Source organism: Annamia dubia NIES-4383 (assembly GCF_055394725.1).
This window is the reverse complement of record NZ_AP025630.1, coordinates 63,381-86,396: the sequence shown is the minus strand read 5'-3', so window position 1 is coordinate 86,396 and position 23,016 is coordinate 63,381. Positions and strand designations below refer to the sequence as shown.

The following is a 23,016-nucleotide window of genomic DNA, read 5'->3' as shown; positions in this document are numbered from 1 at the left end:
ACTAATAGTTTATTCTTACAAATTTTATTAATAATTAACAGTTTTATCGGGATGATAAGATAAACGAAAAATACGAGTAATATAATTAAATTGTTCATCTAATTTTTTATTAAAAATTTTATTAATTGGTTGATCTGGTTTTTTTTGCCATGATGGAGAAATATTACTTAAAGCAGTTTTTAATTGCCATTGATGTTGATAACTTTTTCCCGATAATTTTTTAATACTATTAATTTGCATTTGACTTAAATAATTTGTTTCTAATTGATTAAATAAATCAGGATTAAAATAAATTTTTTCAATTTTGGCGGAATTAATAACAATCGTTTCTTGTTTGCGATCTAATTGTATTTGTTGATTGATTAATTGACGAAAATTTTGAGCTTTAGGAATAGTTTTATTTTCTAATTTTTGTAAATTATAAGTGGGGATATTTTGTTGTGCTAAATATTTAATTACAGGTGGTGAAAGTTGAAAATAAACTTCTTCATAAACTTGTTGATTAAAAACATTTTGCATAATAAATAAGAGGAAAAAACTTAAAATTGCCGCTAAAATCGGTGTACTTAACCACCCAAAAGCGATATTTCCTAAAATTTGCCATTTAATTTTTTGAAATCCTGTCATTCCTTTTAATAAGCCAATGCCGATTACACTGCCAACTACGGCTTGTGAGCTTGACACTGGAATCAGAGGAATAGTAGGTAAATTTAACCTTAATAAAATATTTTCTAAAGTGGTGGATGAAAACAGAAATAAAACGAGGGAATGGGAGACTACGACAACCCATGCCCCCACAGGTGTTAAGGGCATTAAGGTATTGCCTATGGTCATCATTACTTTTTTTGAATAGGTATAAACTCCGATAGCGATGGCTATTGCCCCTAATAAAAATAATTGTTGAATCGAAGAAATAGTAATATTACCGATTTTAAAGTCAGTAAAAGGAGAGGATGTGACAAAAACACCCATTACATTACCGATATTATTCGCCCCGATCGCATAAGAGCCAAAAGCCCCTGCTAAAATTAAACCAATGCGGGTATAAAGATCAAGGGTTAATAAATGAAAACGGCCTTGAATTAATTTAACAGTAATTTTATATAAAATTGCCGAAAAAATTGCGCCTAAAATGGGACAAGCAACCCATGTACTTAAAATTTTAATCAGAGTATTAAAGTCATTTAATGAGCCACTAAAAAAATTCCAACCGATGATCGCCCCCACGATCGCCTGAGTCACCGACACAGGAAGGCCGATCTGAGTCATCCAAAAAACCGTTAAGGCCGCACTTAAGGCGGCGATAAAACTACCTGCAAGGGCATTGATCGCCCCCAGATCCCCTAAGCCGTATGCCGCCCCTAGCCCCCCCGTCACAGCACCAATAATAATAAAAAAACTGCAAATAAAAGCCGCCGTACTAAATTTTACCATGCGACTACCAACGGCTGTACCAAAGACATTGGCGGCATCATTTGCGCCTAATGACCACCCTAAAAATAAACCACTTGATAAGAAAAATAATACCGTAACTGTATCCATTAATTAATTGATAATTGATAATTAATAATTGATAATTAATAATTGATAAATAACAAATTTAAAACATTCTTTTTAAAGCATAAATTGATAATTCATCTCCCGCATCTTCCGAAGCATCTGCTAATTCATCAATACTATCAATAGTTGAACGTAATTGCATTTTACGATCTAAAGTTAAATCTGATTTAAAAATTCTTTTTTTTACATTCATAGCAATAGTATCAGCCTCACTTTCATAAATACCAACTTTATAAATATACTCCCTAACTTGTTGAGGATCTCTAAAAAAAACTCTAGCGGCCTTAACAATTGTTTCCACACTTTTAACCGCCATTTTTGTTAATTCTTTGATCTCACTGTGATATTCTTGGGGAATATCAGGTTCTTCAATCATTAAAGCTTGAAAATTATCCTCAAATATATCTATTAAATAATATAAATCTTCTAATAAACTTAACACATCTCCGGCCGCATCAGGGATTAACATTTCTTTATAAAGTGAAGTTTCAATTGAACGTCTTAACTCATTACATCTATCTTCAACCGCACTTAATTGATTTAACTTCATTTCACTTTTTTCTGTTACCTGATTTTCGTCTAAATAGTAATTAATTCCTATTTCAAAATAAATTCCAGCTTCACAAATTTTATCTAAAAATTCGTCAATTTGGCTTTCAATATATTTAGTTTTTCCAAAAAAAAATGGGATTTCCTGTGACATAGTTAGTAGTTAATAATTATTAATTGTTACCTAAAAAAAAGACTTGTTTTAATACATCAAAACGTGAAATATACCAATAGTCTTGATGGGAGATAATTAAATGATTTTCATTTAAAATTAACTCACTGTATCCTGATATTTTTAAACGAGGTTTCCAAGGTAATAAGGAAAAATTCATTAATAAAGTCCATTCTGTTTTAATTAAAGATTCTTTCTGTTCAATTTGATGTATTTCCATTTTTATATTATCAAAAAATTTAGTTAAATTTTTAATCATTTTTTGATATTGATCTATGCCCCTAAATTTATTTAATGGATCCTGAAAATAAACATTTTTAGCATAAATATTATAATTTTGATCTAAAGGAAATTTTTGATAATCTTGTTCTAAAATTTGGATAATATTCATAAATTTATAGTTATTGGTTATTTTTTATTGGTAATAAAAGTTTTTTTTGATATGATAATAAAATACAATCATATCTTAAAATCATCTTTCAATTTTATGACAGCACAAATTTCTCAATCTATCTATGATTTTTCAGCTAAATCTATTAATGGTGAGGCTATTTCTTTCAAAAATTATCAAAATCAAGTTTTATTAATTGTTAATACCGCCAGTCAATGCGGTTTTACCCCCCAATATCAAGCTTTACAGGCATTATATCAGAAATATAACTCTCAAGGTTTAGTTATTTTGGGTTTTCCCTGTAATCAGTTTGGACAACAAGAACCCGGAAATTCTGAGCAAATTAAGAGCTTTTGTGAGACTCGCTTTAAGGTGACATTTCCTCTGTTTGAAAAAATTGATGTTAATGGAAAAAATGCTCATCCTTTATATCAATTTTTAACCAAAAGTGCGCCCGGAATTTTTGGCAATGGCATAAAATGGAATTTTACTAAATTTTTAGTTGATCGTCAAGGTAACGTAGTTAAACGCTATCCTTCTACGACTAAACCTGAAGATATTGAACGGGATCTTAAGGGTTTATTATAAGTTCAAAATTGATAATTATTAGTTCAATTGATTGAACATTTGTTATTCCCAATAAAATAAATTTTATTGTGGGATAAAAACCCAAAACTTAATCAAAACTAGCCTTGAACTCTTGCCCTGATGTGGAAGTATAAGTTCAAGGCTAATATCAATACTTCAATAAATTGAACTTAATTACTGTTAAAAATAATCTATTTTTTATTCTTGTCCATCCCCTTGAATTTGACGTAAAATAATATTAAAACTGGCTTTAATTTGATTTAATTTATTTTCCATTATTTTAAAGTTTTGAAAACAAAAAGTTGAGGATTTTCTCAAAAAATAAAAGTGATTTTGTCATTATATAAAAAATCCCCAAATTTTGACATAATCAATTAATATTTATTCAGGATCAATAATTGCCGTGATATGTTCATTAGAATTAAGTTTAATTAATTGATCTCCCGTGCCATCTTTCCCCCAAAAACGAACTTGATCTATTTTTAATTCTATTTTTCTTTCTTGATCAGTTAAAAGATAGGCAATTTTTCCTGATTTAGCTTGGATCATTCCCGCTAATTGTTCAGTTTTTGAGCTAAATTGTAAGGCATAAGTACCAATATCTCCTAACTTGCAAAAACGAATTTCACTTAAGGGTATTCTCTTACAATAACCTAATTGAGATACTAACAATAAATTATCATCTTCTTCTAAAGATAAACAATTAATTATTTTCTCATTAAATCTTAATTTTAAAGCTTGGTTTCCTTGCGCACTTTTACCCATGATCGTGATCAGATCATCCCTTACATCAATGCGTAAAATTCGGCCGCCATTAGTGGCGATCGCCAGTTGTTTACCCTCTTGGGTGAAGTCAACAAAAGCTAAATAATCATGATCTTTTAGTTTAATTAAACTTGATCCTCTGTTAGTTAATTCTAATAATTCTTCTACTTTAATTCGTTTAATTTTTGCCTGTTGTGTTAGCAAAAATAGATCAAGATTTGCAAAATCTAAAGGCATGAAAAAGCTTTGTAAAGCCTTATTCCCGTCTCTTTGAGCAGTAGAAGATAATAAACCTAAAATAGTTTGAGGTGGTTGTTGAATAATAGGAGGAATTTCCTCAATTTGTAAAGGGTAAGCTTTACCATGATCGGCTATAATTACTAATTGTTCTTGTTTGTTAATTGGTAATTTTTTAATTACACAATCTTGCCCTTGATTAACTTTAGTTAAATTACCATGATCATGATTAGGTTTTGTCCAATAAATATAATTTTGATGGGTAATTTCTAAAACTGCATCTTCGGGGGGTTTTTCAGGATTAAATAAAGTTAACATTGGCTGATCTTGTGTTACTTTAGTTTTTTCTTTTTTGGTAACAGTTTTAACTTTTTTCGGTTGATCTTCGCTCTCTTTAGTAATAGTTTGATCTTCTGATTTTAAATTAGTTTTAGTTTGAGCTTTAACTTCAGTTTGCTGAACTTTTTTAACATCAGTTTTAGCCACCGTTTTAACTTCAGAATTTTCTGTAATATTCTTAGCTTCTTTGGTTTTACTGTTAGTTTGATCTACCTTAATACGGGTACGGCGTTGATCGCCAAATTTTCTTTTTAATGCCCTTAATTCTTTTTTCAAGGCTTTCATTAATTCGGTGCGATCGCGCAATAAAAGATTTAACTGAGCTATTCTAGCCTGTAAATCCTCATATTCCTGTTGTAATTTTTGCTTTTCTAAGCCAGTGATCCGGCGCATGGGCATGGCTAAAATTGAATCGGCTTGATCGTCCGTAATGCCTAATTCTACCTCTAAACGGGCTTTAGCCGTGCTTCCATCTTGAGCATGACGCAAAATTTCAATTAATTGATCCAAATTATTTAAAGCAGTTAATAAACCCTCTACTAAATGGGAGCGTTTTTCACATTCTTTTAACTCAAAATCATACTGTCTAGTTAAGGTTATTTCCCTAAATTTCAAAAATTCTACCAATAATTCTTTTAAAGTGAGTTGACAAGGCTTATTATTAACTAAAGCCAACATGATCGCCCCGAAATTACTTTGTAAAGCCGTTTGGCGGTAAAGTTTGCTTAAAATTTCCTGTGGGTTAGCCTCTTTTTTCAATTCGATCACCACCCGCATCCCGTTGCGATCGCTCTCATCCCTAATATCCGCAATTTCCTCTAATTTTCCCTGATTAACTAATTCCGCAATTTTCTCGATCCATGCCGCCTTATTGACTTGATAGGGCAACTCCGTCACAATTAACGCATCAATGGTTTTTTTGCGTTTTTTGCCCACTTCCAGCCTTTCTAAATGGACGATCCCCCGCACCGAGATCAAGCCCCTACCGCTTAAATAAGCCTCCCTAATACCCGCCGTTTCCACAATTTCGCCCCCCGTGGGAAAATCAGGCCCGGGGATTAACTCAAAAAGCTTGTCATCAGATAGTTCCGGCTGATCGATCAAGGCGATCAAACCGTCTACCACTTCCCCTAAGTTATGGGGGGGGATATTGGTAGCCATGCCCACCGCAATGCCCGAACAGCCATTTAACAGTAAAATGGGCAGTTGGGTGGGTAAAACGGTCGGCTCTTGTTGGGAATTGTCAAAATTACTGGTAAAATCAACGGTAGCCTCGCCAATTTGCTGTAACATCGCCTCGTAGGCCACGGAAGCCAAACGAGTCTCGGTGTAACGCATAGCGGCCGGCGGATCATTGTCTACTGAGCCAAAATTACCATGGCCGGCTAAGAGGGGATAACGACTGGAAAAGTCTTGCACCATGCGCACTAAAGCGTCATAGACAGACTGATCGCCGTGAGGGTGGTATTTCCCCAAAACGTCACCCACCACCCTCGCACATTTACGATAGGGGCGATCGGGCGTTAAACCTAATTCGTACATGGCGTATAAAATGCGCCTGTGAACAGGTTTTAAGCCGTCTCGCACGTCTGGTAAAGCCCTACCCACGATCACACTCATGGCATATTCCAAATAGGAGCGCTCCATTTCCGTGTGGAGGGCGGTGGGGATAATTTGACCTTTAAGTAATTGTAGTTGTTTTGCCATGAGTTTGAAATAATAGTTAATCTAAAATAATAGTTTGTGCTAGTTTATTTCCGTACAATTGCGGATTTAATTGAAAAATTTTAGTTTAAGTTAGTTTAAAATAGAAATGATCTGTTGACAGTTGATAGTGAACAGTGGACAATTGATTAATTAGATTTAAAAAAATTTTCTTTATTTTCAATCCTTTAGTAAGCTTGTCAAAGTATCCATTGTTCATTGTCAATTGTTAATAGATTAGTAATCTTAGAATTAAATCATTATTTAGTAAAGTTTATTGAAGTAAATTAATTATGGCAACAATTTTAATCGTTGAGGATGATCCGATTAACTTAAGAGTTTTTACCAAAATTCTCGTTAAACGAGGTGGCTTTGAGGTAAAAGGAACTGATCAGGTGGATGAAATTTTAAAATTGACTCAAGAAGGTGGAATTGATTTAATTTTAATGGATGTATCTTTGGCCAATAGCGTTTATGAGGGAAAACCTGTAGATGGGATCAAACTTACCCAAATATTAAAAGGTGATCCCACCACTGCTACTATCCCCATTATTTTAGTTACAGCCCATGCGATGGAAGGACATAAGGAATTATTCCTTGAACAAAGTGGTGCTGATAGTTATTCATCAAAACCGATCGTTGATCATCAAGAGTTTGTCAATAAAATTCAAGCTTTAATTAAGTAAAATACTATTGTACTATAAGTTGATTAATTTGTCACGGTGGGAAAAGCCCCAATCCCTAAAGGGTAGGGGTACACAAACAAAGCCAAATTTTTTAATTTCTTAAGATCAAAAATAACCTTAAAATTCTATCATAATTTTAAGGCGCTCTGCATATTTAAAGAAATTACTGCTAGTAACAATAATGAAAAAACAAAGACTTTTTGGATTAATTCTCATTGGAATTTTTATTTTTAATTGTTTATTTTTGTTTAAACAATCATTAATTAATGCTCAAATTAATGTTAATTTTAATCATAATTTTAATGGCAATAATTTAACCCCTTCTTTCTTAATGGCACAGGGAGAATCTACGGCCGAAATTACTACAGATCTGCCCTTAAGAGATTTTAATGAAGTGATAGAAAATAAGGCTAAATTAACAGGAATTTTTACTTTATATCAAGATGAAAAAGAGGAAAAATTTTATTTAGAAATTAAACCGGAACAATTAAATCAAGATTTTCTCTGGTTAACGACTTTAGCCAGTGGCGTTGGCCAAGGTTTTTTACTTAATGGAATGCCGATTAATAATTTTCTCTTTCGCTTTGAAAGGGTTAAAAATAGAATTAAAATTAGTCTTCCTAATCTTAATTTTCGAGATGAAACAGGTCAAAATTTAGCTAACAGTTTGACAAGCTCTTTTAGTGATTCTACGATCTATTCTATTCCCATCATTAGCATTAATGATGAGACTAACAGCCTTTTAATTGATTTAGCTGATCTTTTCTTAAATGGTAAAGATTTAACTTCATTTTCTGCCATTTTACCCTTTATGTTAGGGGGGACTTTTTCCCCCGATCCTGAAACGGCTAATTTTGGAAAAGTTAAGGTTTTTCCTAATAATTTAGAATTAGATATTTTACAGCGTTTTAATTCTGTTGATCCCTTTTTATATGTGCCAGTTTTACCCGATAGTAATAATTTTGATTTAACAATTCATTATAGTTTAAGCCCTATTCCTCAAAATAGTTATCGCCCCCGTTTAGCGGATGATCGAGTAGGTTATTTTATCACCGCCTATCAAGATTTATCTAATTATCAAAATCGAGATTCTTTTGTACGTTATATTAATAGATGGAATTTAGAAAAAACCGATCCTAATGCTACTTTATCACCCCCCAAACAACCGATTATTTTTTGGTTAGATCGTGCCATTCCTTTAGAATATAGAGACACTGTAGAAGCAGGAATTAAAGTTTGGAATAAAGCTTTTGAAAAAATCGGTTTTCAAGAGGCGATCGAAGTTAAACAAATGCCCGATGATGCTGATTGGGATCCGGCCGATAGTCGTTATAATACTATTATTTGGTCAGGAATGTTTCAGTCTGGACTTTTAGGCATTGGGCCTTCCCATGTTAACCCTTTAACGGGAGAAATTTTAGATGCTGATGTTATTATTAATGCCGATGCGATCCGTTATGCTAAGTTAGAATATGAGAATTTAAGTCAATTTGTTGGTAACAATCAATCCTTTAATTTATGTAGACAATTTTCTCAAAATATGTGGGGTTTAAACTTATTTAAACAAGCACAAGAAAGAGCCTCTTTAGTTGAAATTAAAAATCAATCTTTGTCACCATTACTATCAAAATTTATTACTCAACAAGATTATTGTTATGGCTTAGGATCAACTACTCAGTTACAAAGCGGTAGTTTAGCTATGTCTTTATTAAAATATATTCCCTCTACTTCTGAAGAAATGAAAACCTATATTAAACAGTTTTTATTTGATTTAATAGCGCATGAAGTGGGACATACTTTAGGTTTACGTCATAATTTTCATGGTAGTACCCTCAGAACTACGGAAGAATTAAATAATATTGAATTAACTAGAAATTATGGCTCAGTAGGCTCAGTAATGGATTATACGGCGGTTAATCTCGCCCCCTCTGGTATAGTACAGGGAGACTACTATCCCACCACGATCGGCCCTTATGATTACTGGGCGATCGAATATGGCTATAAGCCAAGTGGTAAAGTCTTTCCAGCCCATGAGAAAGAATTTTTAAAACAAATTGCCCAACGTGCGCCGGAGCCGGAGTTGGCCTACGGTACGGATGAAGATTTATGGAACTTTGAAGATCCACAGATTGAAGTGTATGATTTAGGGAAAGATAGTTTAAATTATGCCACTGTACAGATGGAAAATGCTCGTTTAATGATAAAAGAATTAGAGAATTATTATCCGTCTAAACATGAAACCTATAGTGATATAAGATTAAAATTTAATCTCATTATGTCCTATTATTTTAGCCAAATTTGGCCAGTGCAAAAACATATTGGAGGACGGTATTTTAATCGAGATCATCCCCATGATCCTAACGGTAGAAACCCTTTTGAGACGGTTTCCCTCACCGAACAACGTCAAGCTTTAATGATTTTGGATCAATATTTATTCGCTAAGGATGCTTTTAATTTTTCCCCTGATCTACTCAATCGTTTAGCCCCTTCCCGTTGGAGTCATTGGGGGGAAGAACCCGCTTTTGGCAATTTAGATCATCAAGTTTATGACTCTATTTCGTGGTTTCAGAGGGATATGTTAAACTGGTTATTATCTGATTATCGTTTAGGTATCTTAAAGGATTTAGAGAGTAAATCTGAGGCTTCTGAGCTTTTGTCTTTGTCTGAATTATTAGATCAAATGAAAATGATCGTTTGGCGAGAAATAGCCAAGCCAGATGCTAAGAATGTTAATTTTACAAGTTTACGGCGTTCTTTACAAAGGGAACATTTGAATATTTTAGTGGCGATGGTGTTGAGACAAACAAATGTAACGGAAGATGCCAGAAGTATTGCATGGTATCAGTTACGGGAGTTGAAATCTCAAATTGATGGCTTTTTGGGAAAATATGATCGTCAATTAGATCTGGAAACAAAGGCTCATTTAACTGAAACTAGCGATCGCCTTCAAAAAGTATTTTCTGCACAGATACAGGCACAATAGAATTAAGTAATCAGTAATAAAAATCTCGACTTTTGAAAAAGATAAATGCTAAAAATTTTCAAAAACCAAAAATTAATTGAGATTTCGAGCATAAATCCTTAATCTATGAAATAATAATAGAATGTTCTAAGGCTTAATTGTTTAATCCATTATTACCTACCTAACTACTCTCAAATATGACCTATCGTTTTCAATTCTTCCCCTATCAGATTAATTTCCGTAAACCGATTGAAACTTATCACGGCACTTGGAAAACAAGAGAAGGAATTATCATTCAATTAACAGATAAAACAGGAAAAATTGGAAAAGGAGAGATCGCCCCTATTTCATGGTTTGGATCGGAAACCTATGAACAGGCTTTAAAATTTTGTCAACAACAGGGAAATTTTATCACAAGGGAACAAATTGCGAAAATTCCTAATCGTTTTCCCGCTTGTCAATTTGCTTTTGAATCGGCTTTAGATGCTTTATTTCATCCCTACGTTCAATATCGCATTATGGATTATACCTATCTTTTGCCCTCTGGGGAAGAAGCGTTAAGGGCATGGACAAAAGGCTGGGAAAAACGCTATAAAACTTTTAAATGGAAAATTGGTGTTTATGATCTTGAGACGGAATTAAGATTATTTGAACGCTTAATTTCCATGTTACCAAAAGAGGCGAAATTGCGTCTTGATGCTAATGGCGGTTTAAAAACCCATGATCAGGTGATTAAATGGTTAGAAATAGCCGATCGCACGGGCAGAGTAGAATTTATTGAGCAACCTTTACCCCCCCATCAATTAGATGAAATGTTAGGTTTTAGTCAATATTATCGCACTGCGATCGCCCTTGATGAATCGGTGGCTAATTTACAATTGTTAGAAGACTGTTATCGGCGCGGATGGCGGGGTATTTATATTATTAAAGCGGCTATTATTGGCTCACCTCGATCGTTAAGACATTTTCTTTATCAATCAAAAATAGATGTGGTTTTTTCCTCTGTTTTTGAAACGGAAATAGGTAGAAATGCCCTGATCAAATTGGCTTCAGATCTATCGAATCCCGATCGCGCAGTTGGCATTGGAATGTATCAATTTGCTTAAATTTTAAATAGGCAATAGTAATAAAAATTAACAATCAGAAAAAACTGACCATGTTATATTATTAATAATTGCTACAAATTCAAATCATTAAATCAAAATAAAAAAAATATGTCTCAAGATTTTCCGTTTAATGCTCAAAATTTTGGCTTTGATATTAGTAATGCCTATGCTTTAGCTAAAGTATCTTCTTTAGTTTATCAATCATTTGAAGATGATGAAAAAACCAGAAAAAATGTCATTAATCAAATCAATAATTGGGGATTTACTAACTTTTATCTTTTCGATTATGGCAGTTTAGGAGAAGATTCTCAAGCTTTAATTTTAGCTGATAATGATAAAATTATTGTTGGTTTTCGTGGTACAGAACCAAAAGAAATTCAAGACGTATTAACCGACTTAAAATTAACTCAAGTTAAAAGATTAAATGGTAAAGTTCACCGAGGATTTTATGCGGCCTTTACCGTTTTATGGAGTTCAAAAATTAGAATTTGGAATGGGGAACAAGAAATTTCTAAAAAGCCCTGTGTTAAAGACATTTTGGCGGAATTATTAACAGAAAATAAACGTCCTATTTTCGTTACTGGCCATAGTTTAGGCGGTGCAATGGCCGTCTTAGGAGCGGCCGCCTGTGGGATAGAATTAAAAGAAAATTATCAACCGGATATTATTCTTTATACTTATGGGCAACCCAGAGTTGGAAATGATAATTTTAATCAAGCTTTAAGTAGTAATTTAAAAGGATTTTTCCGGCTTGTTAATAATAATGATATTGTGCCAAGAGTCCCCATAGATATTGTTAAAAAATCCCCTGCTCTTGAGTATAATCATGCTGGACAATTAGTCTATTTAGATACACAAAAGAAAGTCCATCTTCAAGATCTAGGCTGGTGGCAAAAAACTAAAGATCGATTTTTCGGAAGAATTCAAGATTTAGGAAAACTAGGAACTGATGGCATTAATGATCATAATTTGAATAATTATATTGGAATTTTAAAAGAGGCTTTAAATAATCCTAAAAATATAATTTCAGTTGAATAAACATTAAAAAATTAGGGGTGAGTGGCTATTCACCCCTAATTTTTTATTAGCTGATAATTATTAATTTACCAATGCCAAACTTGTTGATATTGTTCAAATAAAACGGGTAATTCTTGACGAGAAATTGCTTTAACTCCCTCAATAATTCTATTAGTTGGAATCCCCCTTTCTTGGGCATCTTCACTAATAATATAAATTCCTAAACCATTATTAAGACAATCTGTTAAATCTAAATCTAATTTAGCAGGTTGATTTTGTGTCCATTTACCAAATTTTAAGCCCGTAGAATCTTGGCCAGTAATGACATAATTAACGGCATTTCCCTTTAATAAAATGTCAATTTCACCGCCGTTATTTTGTAAAACTTGAGCAAACCAAACTACGGGATCATCCTGTTCTTCTATGGTACAACGGTAAGCTGATTGAATAATTTGTAATACTTTCATTTTTGTTTTTAGCTCCTTATTTTGTGCCAATAACTAATGTTGAACTAGATTTTTTTGCCCACTCTAAAAAATCAGCAGGGCCGCCTCTACGACATCCATTAATCGCATTATTAACTCCTCTTTCATCTAAGCATAAACCGCAATTAATCCAATCAAAATTACAGCCTTTTTCTTGAGCTTTTTCTTGAAGAAATGCGATCCATTCTTTAGGTAAAGGATGTTCTTCTTCTTCCACAGAACGCCCGTGTACAGCGTTAGCATGGGGTTTTTGTTCAGCAAAAGAAAGGGAAACCCCCCCCTCATAAGTGAACACATTAATATCATGACCTTTTTCTAAAGCATCTTCAATTAAACGAAAAGCAGTTGTTACTCTTGCCTGTTCAAAAGGTGCATCCATTAATAAAAATGTTAAGGTTTGTTTGCTCATTTGTTGCTTAATTTACCTAATGAAATTTAATTTTTTTAATTGTTTAAATCGTTTTTCTACTAATAACTAATAACAAAAATTAAAGCCACATTACTTTTTGACCTTCCGCCATAGCATCAACAATAACTCCAATGGCTGAAGGCTTAATTTCCGTTCTAATTTCTGATAATTCAATTCCCCTTTCTCTGAGGGAAAATTCATCAGCTAAAAGATTAACTTTTCTTAACACATTAACACTACTAACATCAGCTTGAGTTCGGGTAACAAATACCCCATTTTCCACTAAAAATAATGTTACTTCATGACCTGCATTGGCTAGATCAGATGCTAATTGATAGTTATGGATTACTTCCACACTATCAAAAGGACTACGAGATTCTACTAAAAAATATTTTGCCATATTATCTTCATTTAATTTGATAACTTTATCAGTTGACAATTGACAATGGACAATTGACAATTGTTGAAAACTATAGCATATTTTCTGAAAACCTAATACAAAGATTTATTACATATTTTAAGGGAATTTTAACAATTAGTTATTTGTTATTTGTAACAATAATTTAATTTTTTTGATTTTAAATTTAGAAACCTATGTAATATAAGCATCTTGTTTGTAACAAATTAAAAACTTGTTTTACGGCTGATCAAGGCATAAAAAGGATCCGTTCCACTAATTCCTAACATTTGTAAAAAACTAGGTAAATTTGATGGTTTAATGATAATTTCCGGTTGACTAAAACCTTCAATTGATTTTAAATAATATTCTACTAATTTAACTCTAGTTTCTTCATTATTATCACGCCATGCGGTGATTGCTTTTTGATAAAACATTCGATTAGAAAAACTAATAATAACAATTCCATCGGGTTTTAAAATACGATAAATTTCCGATAAAATTGCTTCAGGATACTGTAAATATTGGATCGAAACTGCAATTAAAACCGCATCAAATTCCTGATCAGCTAATGGGAATTGGGGATTTTTATTTAAGTTTTGAATAAAAAAATGATCTAATTTCGGATTTTTTTGTAATTCTTCTTCATTCATGCCATGGCCTTCTATATGACTAAATTTTATCTCATCGGGTAAATGCGAAACCCAACTACTCATTAAGTCTAAAATTTTCATATTTGGCTTTAATTTTGTTCGATAAAGATTAGTTAATGTTTTAATAAAATTATCATCAACATGGGTAACAAAACGAGGAAATGAATAGAAATATTCATCTTCAGTTGTATCTATTTTAGTGCGATGTTCTGGTCTTAATAACATAAATAATAATGGATAATTAATAATTGATAATTAATAATTAATAATTGATAACTTGTATTAATTATTAATACTATTAATACTAGTTTTGGATTTTTCCACTTCCCACTTTCCACTTCCCACTTCCCACTTTCCACTTCCCACTTCCCACTTACCCAATAACTAATCTAATTGCTTCAGGTAAATCTATCCTATTACGGGTTTTTTTGTCAATACAAACATGAACAGTTTGAGCATTTGCTAACATAATATCTGGTGATAATTCGGGGGTTATTTGATAATTAATTTCAAATTTATCACTTTTGATCATATTAAAATCTAAATGAATTAAAATGCGATCGCCGCAAAAAATAGGCTTAAAAAAATTAATTTTAGCATGAACAATTGGTAAACTAATCATACTATGATACACTAAATCTTTAAAATTAAGCCCAATTGAAGTTAAATAATCTTCATAAGCTTCGTGACAAATAGATAGTAAATTACTAAAATAAACTACCCCAGCCCCATCCGTATCCGTTAACCGAATAATCCGAAAATAATTAAAAGACATAATATCAATTAAAATCAATATTAAAAATAAATTATCAAATCAAACATTTTTAATTTATAATTAAATTTAACTAAATTAAAGTATAACATTAATAACAAAAAAATACATCAAAAAATATGGATACAAATGAAATTTTACAACAATATCAAATGGGAAAAAGAGATTTTAAATCCTTAAAACTACAGGAAATTGAGCTAGTTAATCTTAATTTATCAGAAATTGATTTTTCTGGCACAGATCTTCGTCAGTCTCGGCTAGGAAAAACTAATTTTACTAAAGCTAATTTTACTGAGGCTAATCTTTGTGAGTCTATTCTCTGGGGTACTAATTTAACTGAGGCTAATTTAATTTCTGCTTGTTTAATAGACGTGGATCTCAGTGGTGCTAAGTTAATTAAGGCGATTTTAGATCATGCCAATCTTTTAAAAGCTAGTTTATGTGGAGTTAACCTTAATGGTGCTAGTTTAGCCAATACTAACCTGATTGAAGCGGATTTTCGCCCCACTTCTGATCAACTGACGGATCTAGGTAATGCCAATTTATTTAAAGCGAATTTAAGTTATGCTAATCTGAGTCAAGCCTCTTTATATAAAGCTAATTTATCAGGTTCTAATTTATTTAGAGCTAATTTAAGTATGGGAATTGGCCGTGATTGTGTTCGTACTGACTTAAGAAATGCGAATTTAAGTTATGCTAATCTGAGTTATTGTGATTTAACTGGGGCTTTATTGATGGGGGCTGATTTAACTGGCGCTGATTTAACTGGTACAATTTTAAGTCAAGTTAATTTAGAAGGGGCAATTATCAGTTAATAATTGACAATTGATAATTATTGAATCGAAATATTAGCTCTCTTGTAAAAGTAATAAAAAAACCAAATTAAATCAATTGATCACATATAAAAATAATCCTGTTAGAATTAAACAAAAAATTCCCGTTAAACCTGCTAAGGGTTGTTGATAAAATCCGATTAAATAGGGGGAAATATTTTTATTATAACTAATAATTTTAGCTGAATCTATACAGGTTAAAATCCAAATCCAACCCGTATGTAAACCCCATGCTAAAGCGATACTATTGTGATCTAAATATTTGGCTAAAACTAAAATTAAGCCCATTAAAAACAATCCGGGGAGTTGGGGAAAAGCCGTTTCATAATCCCAAATTAAATGTAAAATTGCAAAAATTATACTAGAAATAATTGCGGTATTAATTAACGAAAAATTTTCATTAAATTGATAAATAAAAAAACCTCTAAAAATTATTTCTTCGATTAAACTAATGCCTAAACCTAAAGCAAAAACTGGTAAAACAAATTCTTTAATTTTACTTAAATTTTCTGGATGCCAGTTAATCCATTTTAATAGAAATTGTAAGTAAAATGTGATCAAAATGCCAATAATTCCTATCAGAAAACCTAAGCTTAAAGAGATTACTAAATCAAGATTCCATTCTAATCCATAATTTAACCAAGATTCATTTTTAAACTGGGTGATAATTAATAATATGATTGGGGCAATTAAATATAAAGAAATTACTAAAGGTATTTTTTGTTCTACTTTCAGAGGTTTAGGAAATTGCCATTGTAATTTATTACCCAAATAAAAGGCGATCGGCATCCAAAAAATTAACCAACTTATGAAAAATAATCCTACTTTTAACCATGAATTACTGATATTTAACCAAAATTGACTACCTTGCTCGAATAAATCCATTTTTTGCTCCCGTTTTATTTGACTTTGATTCTCAAACAGTGTACAACTATTAATAATTTATTAATTTCACCTATTTTATAAAAAATTACTAATGGAAATCGGACAACAAGTTAAAGTATATCGTCTTAGAGATAAGCCTTCTTCTGATCTTCTGGCTAAGTTAGGTAAAGTCGGCGTTGTTGAAGACTTTAAAATGACTGATGGTAGTGGTGTTGGAGTGGTTGTTTCTTTTGATGATAATACATCAAGCTGGTTTTTTGAAGATGAAGTTAAACCCGCTTAATCAATGATTAATTGAATTGACAATTGATCTTTAATTTGGATCCCCCAAAACCCCAACTATTGGGGAACTGGGGGTGAATATTTACTGTTTACTGTTTACTTTTAAAATGACTTTTATTCTTTCTTTTTTAGGTAAGGGTGGTACGGGTAAAACTACAATGGCGATCGCCGCGGGTAAACAGATGGCCACCCAAGGTTTTCGGGTGTTACTCGTTACTCAAGATACTACCCCCGCTTTTCGTCTATTATTAGGCGTTGATCCCACCAAAGAACCCCAAACCATCGGAGCTAATCTTGATTTAGTACAGTTGAACTCCACCTCTTTGATCGAAAAAAACTGGGAAATGATCAAAGAATTAGAAACCAAATATTTGCGATCGCCTACCTTTAAAAAGGTTTATGGGCAAGAATTAAGTATTTTACCTGGGATGGATGCCATTTTAAGCCTTAATGCTCTACGGGAATATGAAAAAAGTAATAATTATGATGTCATCGTCTTTGATGGTACAGGAGATCAAGAATTATTGAGAATGTTAGGTGGGCCGGAGGTGTTCAGTTGGTATTTACGGCGTTTTCGTCAAGTTTTAGTTGACTCAGACTTAGGAAAAGCCATTTCCCCCTTTATTCCCCCTGTAACCAGTGCAATTTTAAATGTATCATGGACTTCTGACAATTGGAGTCAAGAGTCTACGAAAGAAGCCAGTGAGCTATTAGAAGACGGTAAAAAATTAATCGCAGATCCCCAACGTCTGGCTATCTATCTTGTCACAACGGAAGATCCAGTAGCGATGGCCACGGCCAAATATTTATGGGGAAGCGCCCAACAAGTAGGAGTCACAGTGGCCGGATTATTATTAAATCAGGGGATAACTACATCAGAAATTGAACAAGAATTTCACCCATTAACTATTACTAATATTCCTAGTCAAACTAATCAAAATTGGCAGGAAATAATGGACGCATTACCAAATTTTCAAGACACTAGATCCGCCCCTAAATCTTTAATTATTGATAGAGAAAATCGTCAAGTTAAGGTATTTTTGCCCGGTTTTGCAAAAAAACAGGTAAAACTCACCCAATACGATAAAGAAATAACGATCGAAGCAGGAAATCAAAGAAGAAATATAATTTTACCGCCTCCTTTAGAAGGGCAAACTGTTAAAGGTGCAAAATTTCAGGATCAATATTTAATTATTTCTTTATAAATATTTCTCTCCCTTCTCCCAAAGGAGAAGGGCTAAAGCTTTATTTCCGTTTTGATTTCCAACCTTTTTTATGCTTATGAATAGCCGTTTTTTTGCCATGATGATCTGAAGTTTTAACTTCAGATTGATCTTGAGTTTTTTGAGCTATTTCATTACTTATCAATTCACCAGCACAAGATGGATCTATATCTTCAGTTGATTCTTCTATATTAGTTGTATTTTCTAATATTTCAGTTGATTCTTGTGTAATTTCCGTAACTTCTGTTTTACCTTCAGTTTCCACCTCAATTTCCGTTTCAACTTCAGTATTTTGTACTTCAATTTGTTCAATAATAGCCGTTTCAGTAGGAGTAGAAATAACTGGAGCTTCTACTTTTTCTTCATATTTGTAAGCTTGATCTAAATAAAAATTAATCGCTAAATCAGTACCCACAAAATGGGTTTCTAATTCTTCACGATGGGACTCATATTGAGAAGAAAAAGTTACATCTACAATTTTAGCACCCATTCGATTAATTCTGCGCATAGTTTCACTCATATTAGAATGGGAAACTTTAAATGTACAATAACCACGCCGTAAATTTTTATTTTGACGTAGGCCTGTTACCCTTATTGTGACAAAAGAATTATCTAAATCATTAACTGTGCTAGAATAAATTGCGGTATCGTTTGCCATACAAATCCTCCATATTTAAAGATGTTTTAGTTGATCTACATTTACTGATTTCTTTATTTTAGTAAGATTGAACACCAAAATTGAATAAACTTTATATATATTTACTTTTTGTTAAATTTGCGCACAGTGTTTGAAATCAAACAAAGTAATTTAAAGAATTACTAAGAAATGTTAAATTTTAATGCAATTTGATCAAAAACCGTTAAATCGGCTCAAAATTCACAGACAATTATAATTGATAAGGTAAGTAGATGAACCAAAAAAACCCAAAATTGATTCATAACTACGAGGGATTTTTTAGAAAAATCATTTAATGAGGGGGTAGAAAGATGAATAGTTACAAGACATTGTTATCTATTACCACAGTTGTTTTATTAGCCTTATTCGGTTTTAATTCTACTGCAAAAGCACAAAATCCTGACGATTTACAAATTCTTTTTAGAACGGGAAATTGTATGGCTTGTGATCTTAGTAATACGGATCTAAGTTATATTGATTTAGAAAACGCAAATCTTGATTATAGTAACTTATCAGGTGCTAATTTAAGTGCGGCTAATTTGCAAAATGTCAGTTTAATTAATGCTAATCTTGAACATACAAATTTGAGTAATTCTAATTTAAGTAATGCTGATTTATTGGGGGCTAATTTAACTCATGCTAATTTATCAGGTGCTAATTTAAGTTTTGCTTACTTGAATGATGCTAATTTAAAATTAGCTTCTTTAGAAGGTTCAATTTTAAGAGAAACTCATTTATCTAGTGCTAATTTAGAATTAGCTAATTTACAAGGTGCTAATTTAACTAATAGTTGGTTAGATAGTGCCAATTTAGTTAATTCAAATTTAAGTGATGCTCTTTTAACAAATGCTCGTTTAGAAGGTAGTTTATTAAATTCTGCTATGTTAAATTATGCCGACTTAAGTGGTGCTAATTTAGAAGCTTGTGAATTAATTGATGCTAATTTAACAGGTGCTAATTTAGCCAATTCTAATTTAACTAATGCTAATTTAAGTGGTGCAAATTTAGCTGAAGCTAATCTCGAAGATACTAATTTAAACGGAGCGATCGGCTTAGGTGATATTTTAGAAACTCCTTTTTAAATTATCAGAAAATCATGGTTAAAATCATTAATTTTGTAGAGACTTTGTATTCTTTTGTAGAGACGTTCCCTGCAACATCTCTACAAAATTAGTCAACTAGGAAAACATCAAAATAAATCCTACTGAACTAATAGCTAAACCAACTAAAGGAATTATTTTATAAAATTGACGCTCAAATGTTTTAATAATTAAATTTCCTATTTTATAACTACCAATTGCAATTACTAATTGAATTAAAGTAAAACCGATCAAATAGGCAAAAAGGGGATTCATTTGCGCTCCAATAATTGATTCTCCGTAGGCGTAACCGTGAAATATTCCGGCGATCGCCCCCAAAATTACAAAAGCAAAAATCCGTTTTTGAGAATTATTAAAAAGAGATTTTTCTAAAGTTAAAATTAACCCAAAAATCACGATAGAAGAAGCGATGATTACTTCAGGAAAAGGTAAATTAATTGAGTTAAGATGAAAAATTGTTCCGCCAATAGTTGCTAAAATAAAACTAATGGGAAAAATAATTCCTAAAGATTGTCCCACCCCAATTAAACCTGTGGCAATTACCCCTACAAAATGATCTAAACCAATGATCGGATGGCCAAAACCTGATAATAAACCTTCAATAAAATTAGCAGGAATACGCCCATCAATCACATGATGAGCCGAGGCAGGAGTGGCAATATTCAGGAAACAAAATAAAACAAAAATTGAAAAAATAACTTGTTTTTTAGTTAATTGATCCCAAGCAAAATTTTTGTTTAAAGTTTTTAAACTAGCGAAAAATTGTTGTAACAAATTTCTGTACCTCGCAGAATTTTTTGATTCAAAATGTTAATTATTTGGCGGGTTTTCTGACTTAGAAATAATTAAAAAAATATTAGAAATAATAATTTCATCACAGTTGCGGGACAGCGAAAGACTCTCACTTTACTTTCCCCTTTATTTGAAATGGCTGATCCCCATTTAAACCAAATATTTTTTGATTATAACAGAGGAGCATCCCAAATTTACACTAACGCTTTTTTCGGCGTATAATTTTAATGAATTGTTATAACAGTTTCCTATTTGTACCGCAAGTTTAATATCCCCGCCAAGGGCTAACCTCAATTTTACCTTGAGGATAGAAAATAACCTTAAATTGACCTAACGGTTTTTGGGGAACTAAACTCCCTCCCGCAACAATTCCTACTGCTTCTAAGTTAATTAAATCAGCTAAAGGAGTTTCTTTTTCATAATCCATTGCCTTTTGATTTAAAGCTTCATAATCGCCAATAATACCATCTTCCGTCATGGCAATTCTAAATTCCATCGTAGCGGAAAATCTTTGACCTTCTTTAAATTGTTCCGTTAAAATGTCTCTTAATTTGACAGTCATTTCTTTTAATTTATTTTTCTGTTTAATTTCAGGCCCAAAAGTGGCTTCTCCTTTACTTCCGTGTAAGGGATTAATTTCTAAAATTTGACCATCAAACACTACTTTAAACACAGCGATGGCTTCTTTATTCACTTGTGCGCCACGAGTGGGTAAATAACGTAAAGCCTCTAAAGGGGTTTTTTGAGCATCTTCTTCCCTTGTTCCCTCTAAAGCTTTATAATCAATGATTGAACCATCTTTAGTGGCTGTCACCTCAAATGCTAAAGGTTGAGTTACTTGATCTCGATTTTCCCAAATATCGTTAATCGTGCGGAATAGATAGCGCTGAATAAATTTTAATTCCGTTGCGTCTTCAATTTCGGGGGCTTGTGCTAAAATCGCTTGAGCATCCTCTGGTTTAATTAATTCCTTATTTTTTTCTTTTTCTGATAATTGTTCAGTTTTATCCTGACTTTGGGGGTTAGTAGGATCTTTAATTTGGGTTTTAGGAATGGGTAACAAGAAAAATAATAATAAACCACTGACGGCTAAACTAGCTAAACCCAAGGTAGCAGGAGCGGCCTGTCTCGTCAAAGATTGTTCAGCGATGCGATAACGGCGGCTTAAAGGTTGTAATTCAAAAATTAAATTAGGTAAAGTTTGGGGATCTGCTAATAATTGATCTAAAGTTTCTACTAAATCAAATAATTGAATCGTGGTTAAATTAATAATAACAGGTTCTTTACCAGATTCGGGAGTTGTGACTGTTAAACTGTGTAAATTTGTTTGGGTTAATGGCTCAATCTCAATGATTAAATGACTGTCATAATGCTCGATCGGGTGATTAATTCCACTTAATAAACTTTGAGTATAACGGTTAACTTCCTTTAACAAAGCATCAAAAAAAGTGTTCCCACCTTTTAAACTAAAAGTATCATGAAAACCGCTAAATTCACATTCAAATTCCATTAAAGTTGTAATTAACGGCCGTTGATCTTGAATTTGAGAATCAAAACGACTTTCATCCCCTAAACCCTCGATCGTTAAAGTACAATTAGGAAGACTATATTGACGACGCATTTACACTACCTCTCCATCAAATAAACTAAGCCATAATCTTTTCATGCCCATTGTTCCCGTACAGAATAATAATTGATTCAGTAACGATAAAGCCAATTGATTTAATTGATCGGGATCACTTAAATAAATCGCCACTTTAGAACGGTGTGGATTCATTCTACTACTAAAATGCGATCGGAATCTTTCTAAATATTCCCCTAAGCGAAAATGATATTCAAGGGGTAATTTTTTCGCCCTCATTTGCTCCTCGGCTGTTAAGAGTTGACGAATTAACACGGTTAATTGTTTTGCTAAATAACCTGCGATAATGACTAAGGCTTTTGCTTGATCTAGGGTTAGGGTATCACGATGATAAGACTTGCGCCAAGGGTTAGTACACCGTAAACGCCATAAAACTACTCGATTAGGGATAATTTCGTTTAATTCCAACTGTTGGGCTAAGGCTAACATATATTCAGAGCCACCTAATTCTAACGCTTCTAGGGCTAATAAAATTAGATCAATCTGTTGAATACTACGCAATGAAAACTTCCCATCTGCCAAAGAAAAATCGGGAAGATTGCTTAAAATAAACGGTTTTGTTGATTGATTCGATGTACTATCGAGCATTATATCAAGAGAAGAAGTCATTTTTCCATTAGTGAGAGAAAATCAGTATGATGATCTCAAATAATCTTCAACATTTGAGTTTTCAAGTTGATGACTATTTAATTACTGATTCGATTTTATCTTTACTTGCTTTAGTATAGTCATTATTGCATAGATTGTATCTTGTCTGTTGATTTAATCTTTAACTATGGTTAAAATGCCTT

General features: G+C 32.4%; 23 protein-coding genes and 1 riboswitch. Of the genes, 9 read left to right on the top strand and 14 right to left on the bottom strand.

The annotated features are described in order from the left end of the window. Positions 1-27 precede the first annotated feature (27 nt). The 3 genes from Anndu_RS00385 to Anndu_RS00375 are packed head-to-tail and all read right to left on the bottom strand — an operon-like array spanning position 28 to position 2,672. The gene (locus tag Anndu_RS00385; protein ID WP_464102472.1) at positions 28-1,542 is read right to left on the bottom strand and encodes an inorganic phosphate transporter; all 1,515 of its coding nucleotides are present in this window, start codon (positions 1,540-1,542) and stop codon (positions 28-30) included. Between the two features lie 58 nt (positions 1,543-1,600). Further along, positions 1,601-2,263 (bottom strand): DUF47 domain-containing protein, encoded by a 663-nt coding sequence (locus tag Anndu_RS00380; protein ID WP_464102471.1) that lies wholly within the window; start codon positions 2,261-2,263, stop codon positions 1,601-1,603. 19 nt (positions 2,264-2,282) lie between these two features. Beyond that, positions 2,283-2,672, bottom strand: coding sequence for a DUF2358 domain-containing protein (locus Anndu_RS00375; RefSeq protein ID WP_464102470.1), 390 nt, complete (start codon positions 2,670-2,672; stop codon positions 2,283-2,285). Between the two features lie 96 nt (positions 2,673-2,768). On the opposite strand from Anndu_RS00375, the gene Anndu_RS00370 reads away from it, so the two are divergent. After that, positions 2,769-3,260 carry a glutathione peroxidase gene (locus tag Anndu_RS00370; RefSeq protein ID WP_464102469.1) on the top strand — a complete coding sequence of 164 codons (492 nt, stop codon included), beginning with the start codon at positions 2,769-2,771 and terminating at the stop codon, positions 3,258-3,260. Positions 3,261-3,641: 381 nt separating this feature from the next. Here Anndu_RS00370 and Anndu_RS00365 read toward each other — a convergent pair whose 3' ends face one another. Continuing rightward, the gene (locus tag Anndu_RS00365; protein WP_464102468.1) at positions 3,642-6,308 is read right to left on the bottom strand and encodes a DNA gyrase/topoisomerase IV subunit A; all 2,667 of its coding nucleotides are present in this window, start codon (positions 6,306-6,308) and stop codon (positions 3,642-3,644) included. Positions 6,309-6,598: 290 nt separating this feature from the next. On the opposite strand from Anndu_RS00365, the gene Anndu_RS00360 reads away from it, so the two are divergent. From Anndu_RS00360 to Anndu_RS00345, 4 genes are all read left to right on the top strand, one after another. Then, positions 6,599-6,991, top strand: a complete 393-nt coding sequence (locus Anndu_RS00360; RefSeq protein ID WP_464102467.1) for a response regulator — start codon at positions 6,599-6,601, stop codon at positions 6,989-6,991. A 181-nt stretch (positions 6,992-7,172) separates the two neighbouring features. Further along, complete coding sequence (locus Anndu_RS00355; protein ID WP_464102466.1) at positions 7,173-9,974, top strand: zinc-dependent metalloprotease; 2,802 nt, start codon at positions 7,173-7,175, stop codon at positions 9,972-9,974. 176 nt (positions 9,975-10,150) lie between these two features. Continuing rightward, entirely contained in the window at positions 10,151-11,059 is a 909-nt protein-coding gene (locus tag Anndu_RS00350) for an o-succinylbenzoate synthase (protein ID WP_464102465.1), read from the top strand. A gap of 108 nt (positions 11,060-11,167) precedes the next feature. Continuing rightward, positions 11,168-12,097, top strand: coding sequence for a lipase family protein (locus tag Anndu_RS00345; protein ID WP_464102464.1), 930 nt, complete (start codon positions 11,168-11,170; stop codon positions 12,095-12,097). Between the two features lie 65 nt (positions 12,098-12,162). On the opposite strand, the gene Anndu_RS00340 is transcribed toward Anndu_RS00345, so the two are convergent. From Anndu_RS00340 to Anndu_RS00320, 5 genes are all read right to left on the bottom strand, one after another. Beyond that, entirely contained in the window at positions 12,163-12,543 is a 381-nt protein-coding gene (locus Anndu_RS00340; RefSeq protein ID WP_464102463.1) for a hypothetical protein, read from the bottom strand. A 16-nt stretch (positions 12,544-12,559) separates the two neighbouring features. Then, positions 12,560-12,970: a DsrE/DsrF/TusD sulfur relay family protein gene (locus Anndu_RS00335; RefSeq protein WP_464102462.1), complete on the bottom strand. Its 411-nt coding sequence runs from the start codon at positions 12,968-12,970 to the stop codon at positions 12,560-12,562. 79 nt (positions 12,971-13,049) lie between these two features. Further along, positions 13,050-13,370 (bottom strand): DsrE family protein, encoded by a 321-nt coding sequence (locus Anndu_RS00330; protein ID WP_464102461.1) that lies wholly within the window; start codon positions 13,368-13,370, stop codon positions 13,050-13,052. A 224-nt stretch (positions 13,371-13,594) separates the two neighbouring features. After that, a complete protein-coding gene (locus tag Anndu_RS00325; protein ID WP_464102460.1) occupies positions 13,595-14,245 on the bottom strand; it encodes a methyltransferase domain-containing protein in 651 nt (216 codons plus the stop codon). Positions 14,246-14,393: 148 nt separating this feature from the next. Continuing rightward, positions 14,394-14,795 (bottom strand): acyl-CoA thioesterase, encoded by a 402-nt coding sequence (locus Anndu_RS00320; protein WP_464102459.1) that lies wholly within the window; start codon positions 14,793-14,795, stop codon positions 14,394-14,396. A 116-nt stretch (positions 14,796-14,911) separates the two neighbouring features. On the opposite strand from Anndu_RS00320, the gene hetL reads away from it, so the two are divergent. After that, positions 14,912-15,607, top strand: a complete 696-nt coding sequence (hetL, locus tag Anndu_RS00315; RefSeq protein ID WP_464102458.1) for a heterocyst differentiation pentapeptide repeat protein HetL — start codon at positions 14,912-14,914, stop codon at positions 15,605-15,607. A gap of 72 nt (positions 15,608-15,679) precedes the next feature. On the opposite strand, the gene Anndu_RS00310 is transcribed toward hetL, so the two are convergent. Then, the gene (locus Anndu_RS00310; protein WP_464102457.1) at positions 15,680-16,510 is read right to left on the bottom strand and encodes a CPBP family glutamic-type intramembrane protease; all 831 of its coding nucleotides are present in this window, start codon (positions 16,508-16,510) and stop codon (positions 15,680-15,682) included. A gap of 91 nt (positions 16,511-16,601) precedes the next feature. Here Anndu_RS00310 and petP point away from each other — a divergent pair, with 91 nt between their 5' ends. Then, positions 16,602-16,793 (top strand): cytochrome b6f subunit PetP, encoded by a 192-nt coding sequence (petP, locus tag Anndu_RS00305; protein WP_464102456.1) that lies wholly within the window; start codon positions 16,602-16,604, stop codon positions 16,791-16,793. A 106-nt stretch (positions 16,794-16,899) separates the two neighbouring features. Beyond that, entirely contained in the window at positions 16,900-17,997 is a 1,098-nt protein-coding gene (locus Anndu_RS00300) for a Get3/ArsA fold putative tail anchor-mediating ATPase NosAFP (RefSeq protein WP_464102455.1), read from the top strand. 40 nt (positions 17,998-18,037) lie between these two features. On the opposite strand, the gene Anndu_RS00295 is transcribed toward Anndu_RS00300, so the two are convergent. Further along, positions 18,038-18,673, bottom strand: a complete 636-nt coding sequence (locus Anndu_RS00295; RefSeq protein ID WP_464102454.1) for a phycobilisome linker polypeptide — start codon at positions 18,671-18,673, stop codon at positions 18,038-18,040. Positions 18,674-19,002: 329 nt separating this feature from the next. Between Anndu_RS00295 and Anndu_RS00290 the strand changes: the two genes are divergently transcribed. Next, positions 19,003-19,773: a pentapeptide repeat-containing protein gene (locus Anndu_RS00290; RefSeq protein ID WP_464102453.1), complete on the top strand. Its 771-nt coding sequence runs from the start codon at positions 19,003-19,005 to the stop codon at positions 19,771-19,773. A gap of 96 nt (positions 19,774-19,869) precedes the next feature. Here the strand turns inward: Anndu_RS00290 and Anndu_RS00285 are convergent, their stop codons facing one another. The 3 genes from Anndu_RS00285 to Anndu_RS00275 all read right to left on the bottom strand — a co-directional run bounded on the left by Anndu_RS00285 (position 19,870) and on the right by Anndu_RS00275 (position 22,834). Further along, complete coding sequence (locus Anndu_RS00285) at positions 19,870-20,565, bottom strand: HupE/UreJ family protein (protein ID WP_464102452.1); 696 nt, start codon at positions 20,563-20,565, stop codon at positions 19,870-19,872. 29 nt (positions 20,566-20,594) lie between these two features. Next, a riboswitch (cobalamin riboswitch) is annotated at positions 20,595-20,758 on the bottom strand. 90 nt (positions 20,759-20,848) lie between these two features. Beyond that, the gene (locus Anndu_RS00280) at positions 20,849-22,204 is read right to left on the bottom strand and encodes a DUF4335 domain-containing protein (protein ID WP_464102451.1); all 1,356 of its coding nucleotides are present in this window, start codon (positions 22,202-22,204) and stop codon (positions 20,849-20,851) included. Beyond that, complete coding sequence (locus Anndu_RS00275) at positions 22,205-22,834, bottom strand: DUF3038 domain-containing protein (RefSeq protein WP_464102450.1); 630 nt, start codon at positions 22,832-22,834, stop codon at positions 22,205-22,207. Positions 22,835-23,016 lie beyond the last annotated feature (182 nt).

What these genes read in the sequence shown, in the direction of transcription:
- Anndu_RS00385 (WP_464102472.1), bottom strand. Translation starts at nt 1,542, where the DNA reads ATGGATACAGTTACGGTATTATTTTTCTTATCAAGTGGTTTATTTTTA.
- Anndu_RS00380 (WP_464102471.1), bottom strand. Translation starts at nt 2,263, where the DNA reads ATGTCACAGGAAATCCCATTTTTTTTTGGAAAAACTAAATATATTGAA.
- Anndu_RS00375 (WP_464102470.1), bottom strand. Translation starts at nt 2,672, where the DNA reads ATGAATATTATCCAAATTTTAGAACAAGATTATCAAAAATTTCCTTTA.
- Anndu_RS00370 (WP_464102469.1), top strand. Translation starts at nt 2,769, where the DNA reads ATGACAGCACAAATTTCTCAATCTATCTATGATTTTTCAGCTAAATCT.
- Anndu_RS00365 (WP_464102468.1), bottom strand. Translation starts at nt 6,308, where the DNA reads ATGGCAAAACAACTACAATTACTTAAAGGTCAAATTATCCCCACCGCC.
- Anndu_RS00360 (WP_464102467.1), top strand. Translation starts at nt 6,599, where the DNA reads ATGGCAACAATTTTAATCGTTGAGGATGATCCGATTAACTTAAGAGTT.
- Anndu_RS00355 (WP_464102466.1), top strand. Translation starts at nt 7,173, where the DNA reads ATGAAAAAACAAAGACTTTTTGGATTAATTCTCATTGGAATTTTTATT.
- Anndu_RS00350 (WP_464102465.1), top strand. Translation starts at nt 10,151, where the DNA reads ATGACCTATCGTTTTCAATTCTTCCCCTATCAGATTAATTTCCGTAAA.
- Anndu_RS00345 (WP_464102464.1), top strand. Translation starts at nt 11,168, where the DNA reads ATGTCTCAAGATTTTCCGTTTAATGCTCAAAATTTTGGCTTTGATATT.
- Anndu_RS00340 (WP_464102463.1), bottom strand. Translation starts at nt 12,543, where the DNA reads ATGAAAGTATTACAAATTATTCAATCAGCTTACCGTTGTACCATAGAA.
- Anndu_RS00335 (WP_464102462.1), bottom strand. Translation starts at nt 12,970, where the DNA reads ATGAGCAAACAAACCTTAACATTTTTATTAATGGATGCACCTTTTGAA.
- Anndu_RS00330 (WP_464102461.1), bottom strand. Translation starts at nt 13,370, where the DNA reads ATGGCAAAATATTTTTTAGTAGAATCTCGTAGTCCTTTTGATAGTGTG.
- Anndu_RS00325 (WP_464102460.1), bottom strand. Translation starts at nt 14,245, where the DNA reads ATGTTATTAAGACCAGAACATCGCACTAAAATAGATACAACTGAAGAT.
- Anndu_RS00320 (WP_464102459.1), bottom strand. Translation starts at nt 14,795, where the DNA reads ATGTCTTTTAATTATTTTCGGATTATTCGGTTAACGGATACGGATGGG.
- hetL (WP_464102458.1), top strand. Translation starts at nt 14,912, where the DNA reads ATGGATACAAATGAAATTTTACAACAATATCAAATGGGAAAAAGAGAT.
- Anndu_RS00310 (WP_464102457.1), bottom strand. Translation starts at nt 16,510, where the DNA reads ATGGATTTATTCGAGCAAGGTAGTCAATTTTGGTTAAATATCAGTAAT.
- petP (WP_464102456.1), top strand. Translation starts at nt 16,602, where the DNA reads ATGGAAATCGGACAACAAGTTAAAGTATATCGTCTTAGAGATAAGCCT.
- Anndu_RS00300 (WP_464102455.1), top strand. Translation starts at nt 16,900, where the DNA reads ATGACTTTTATTCTTTCTTTTTTAGGTAAGGGTGGTACGGGTAAAACT.
- Anndu_RS00295 (WP_464102454.1), bottom strand. Translation starts at nt 18,673, where the DNA reads ATGGCAAACGATACCGCAATTTATTCTAGCACAGTTAATGATTTAGAT.
- Anndu_RS00290 (WP_464102453.1), top strand. Translation starts at nt 19,003, where the DNA reads ATGAATAGTTACAAGACATTGTTATCTATTACCACAGTTGTTTTATTA.
- Anndu_RS00280 (WP_464102451.1), bottom strand. Translation starts at nt 22,204, where the DNA reads ATGCGTCGTCAATATAGTCTTCCTAATTGTACTTTAACGATCGAGGGT.
- Anndu_RS00275 (WP_464102450.1), bottom strand. Translation starts at nt 22,834, where the DNA reads ATGACTTCTTCTCTTGATATAATGCTCGATAGTACATCGAATCAATCA.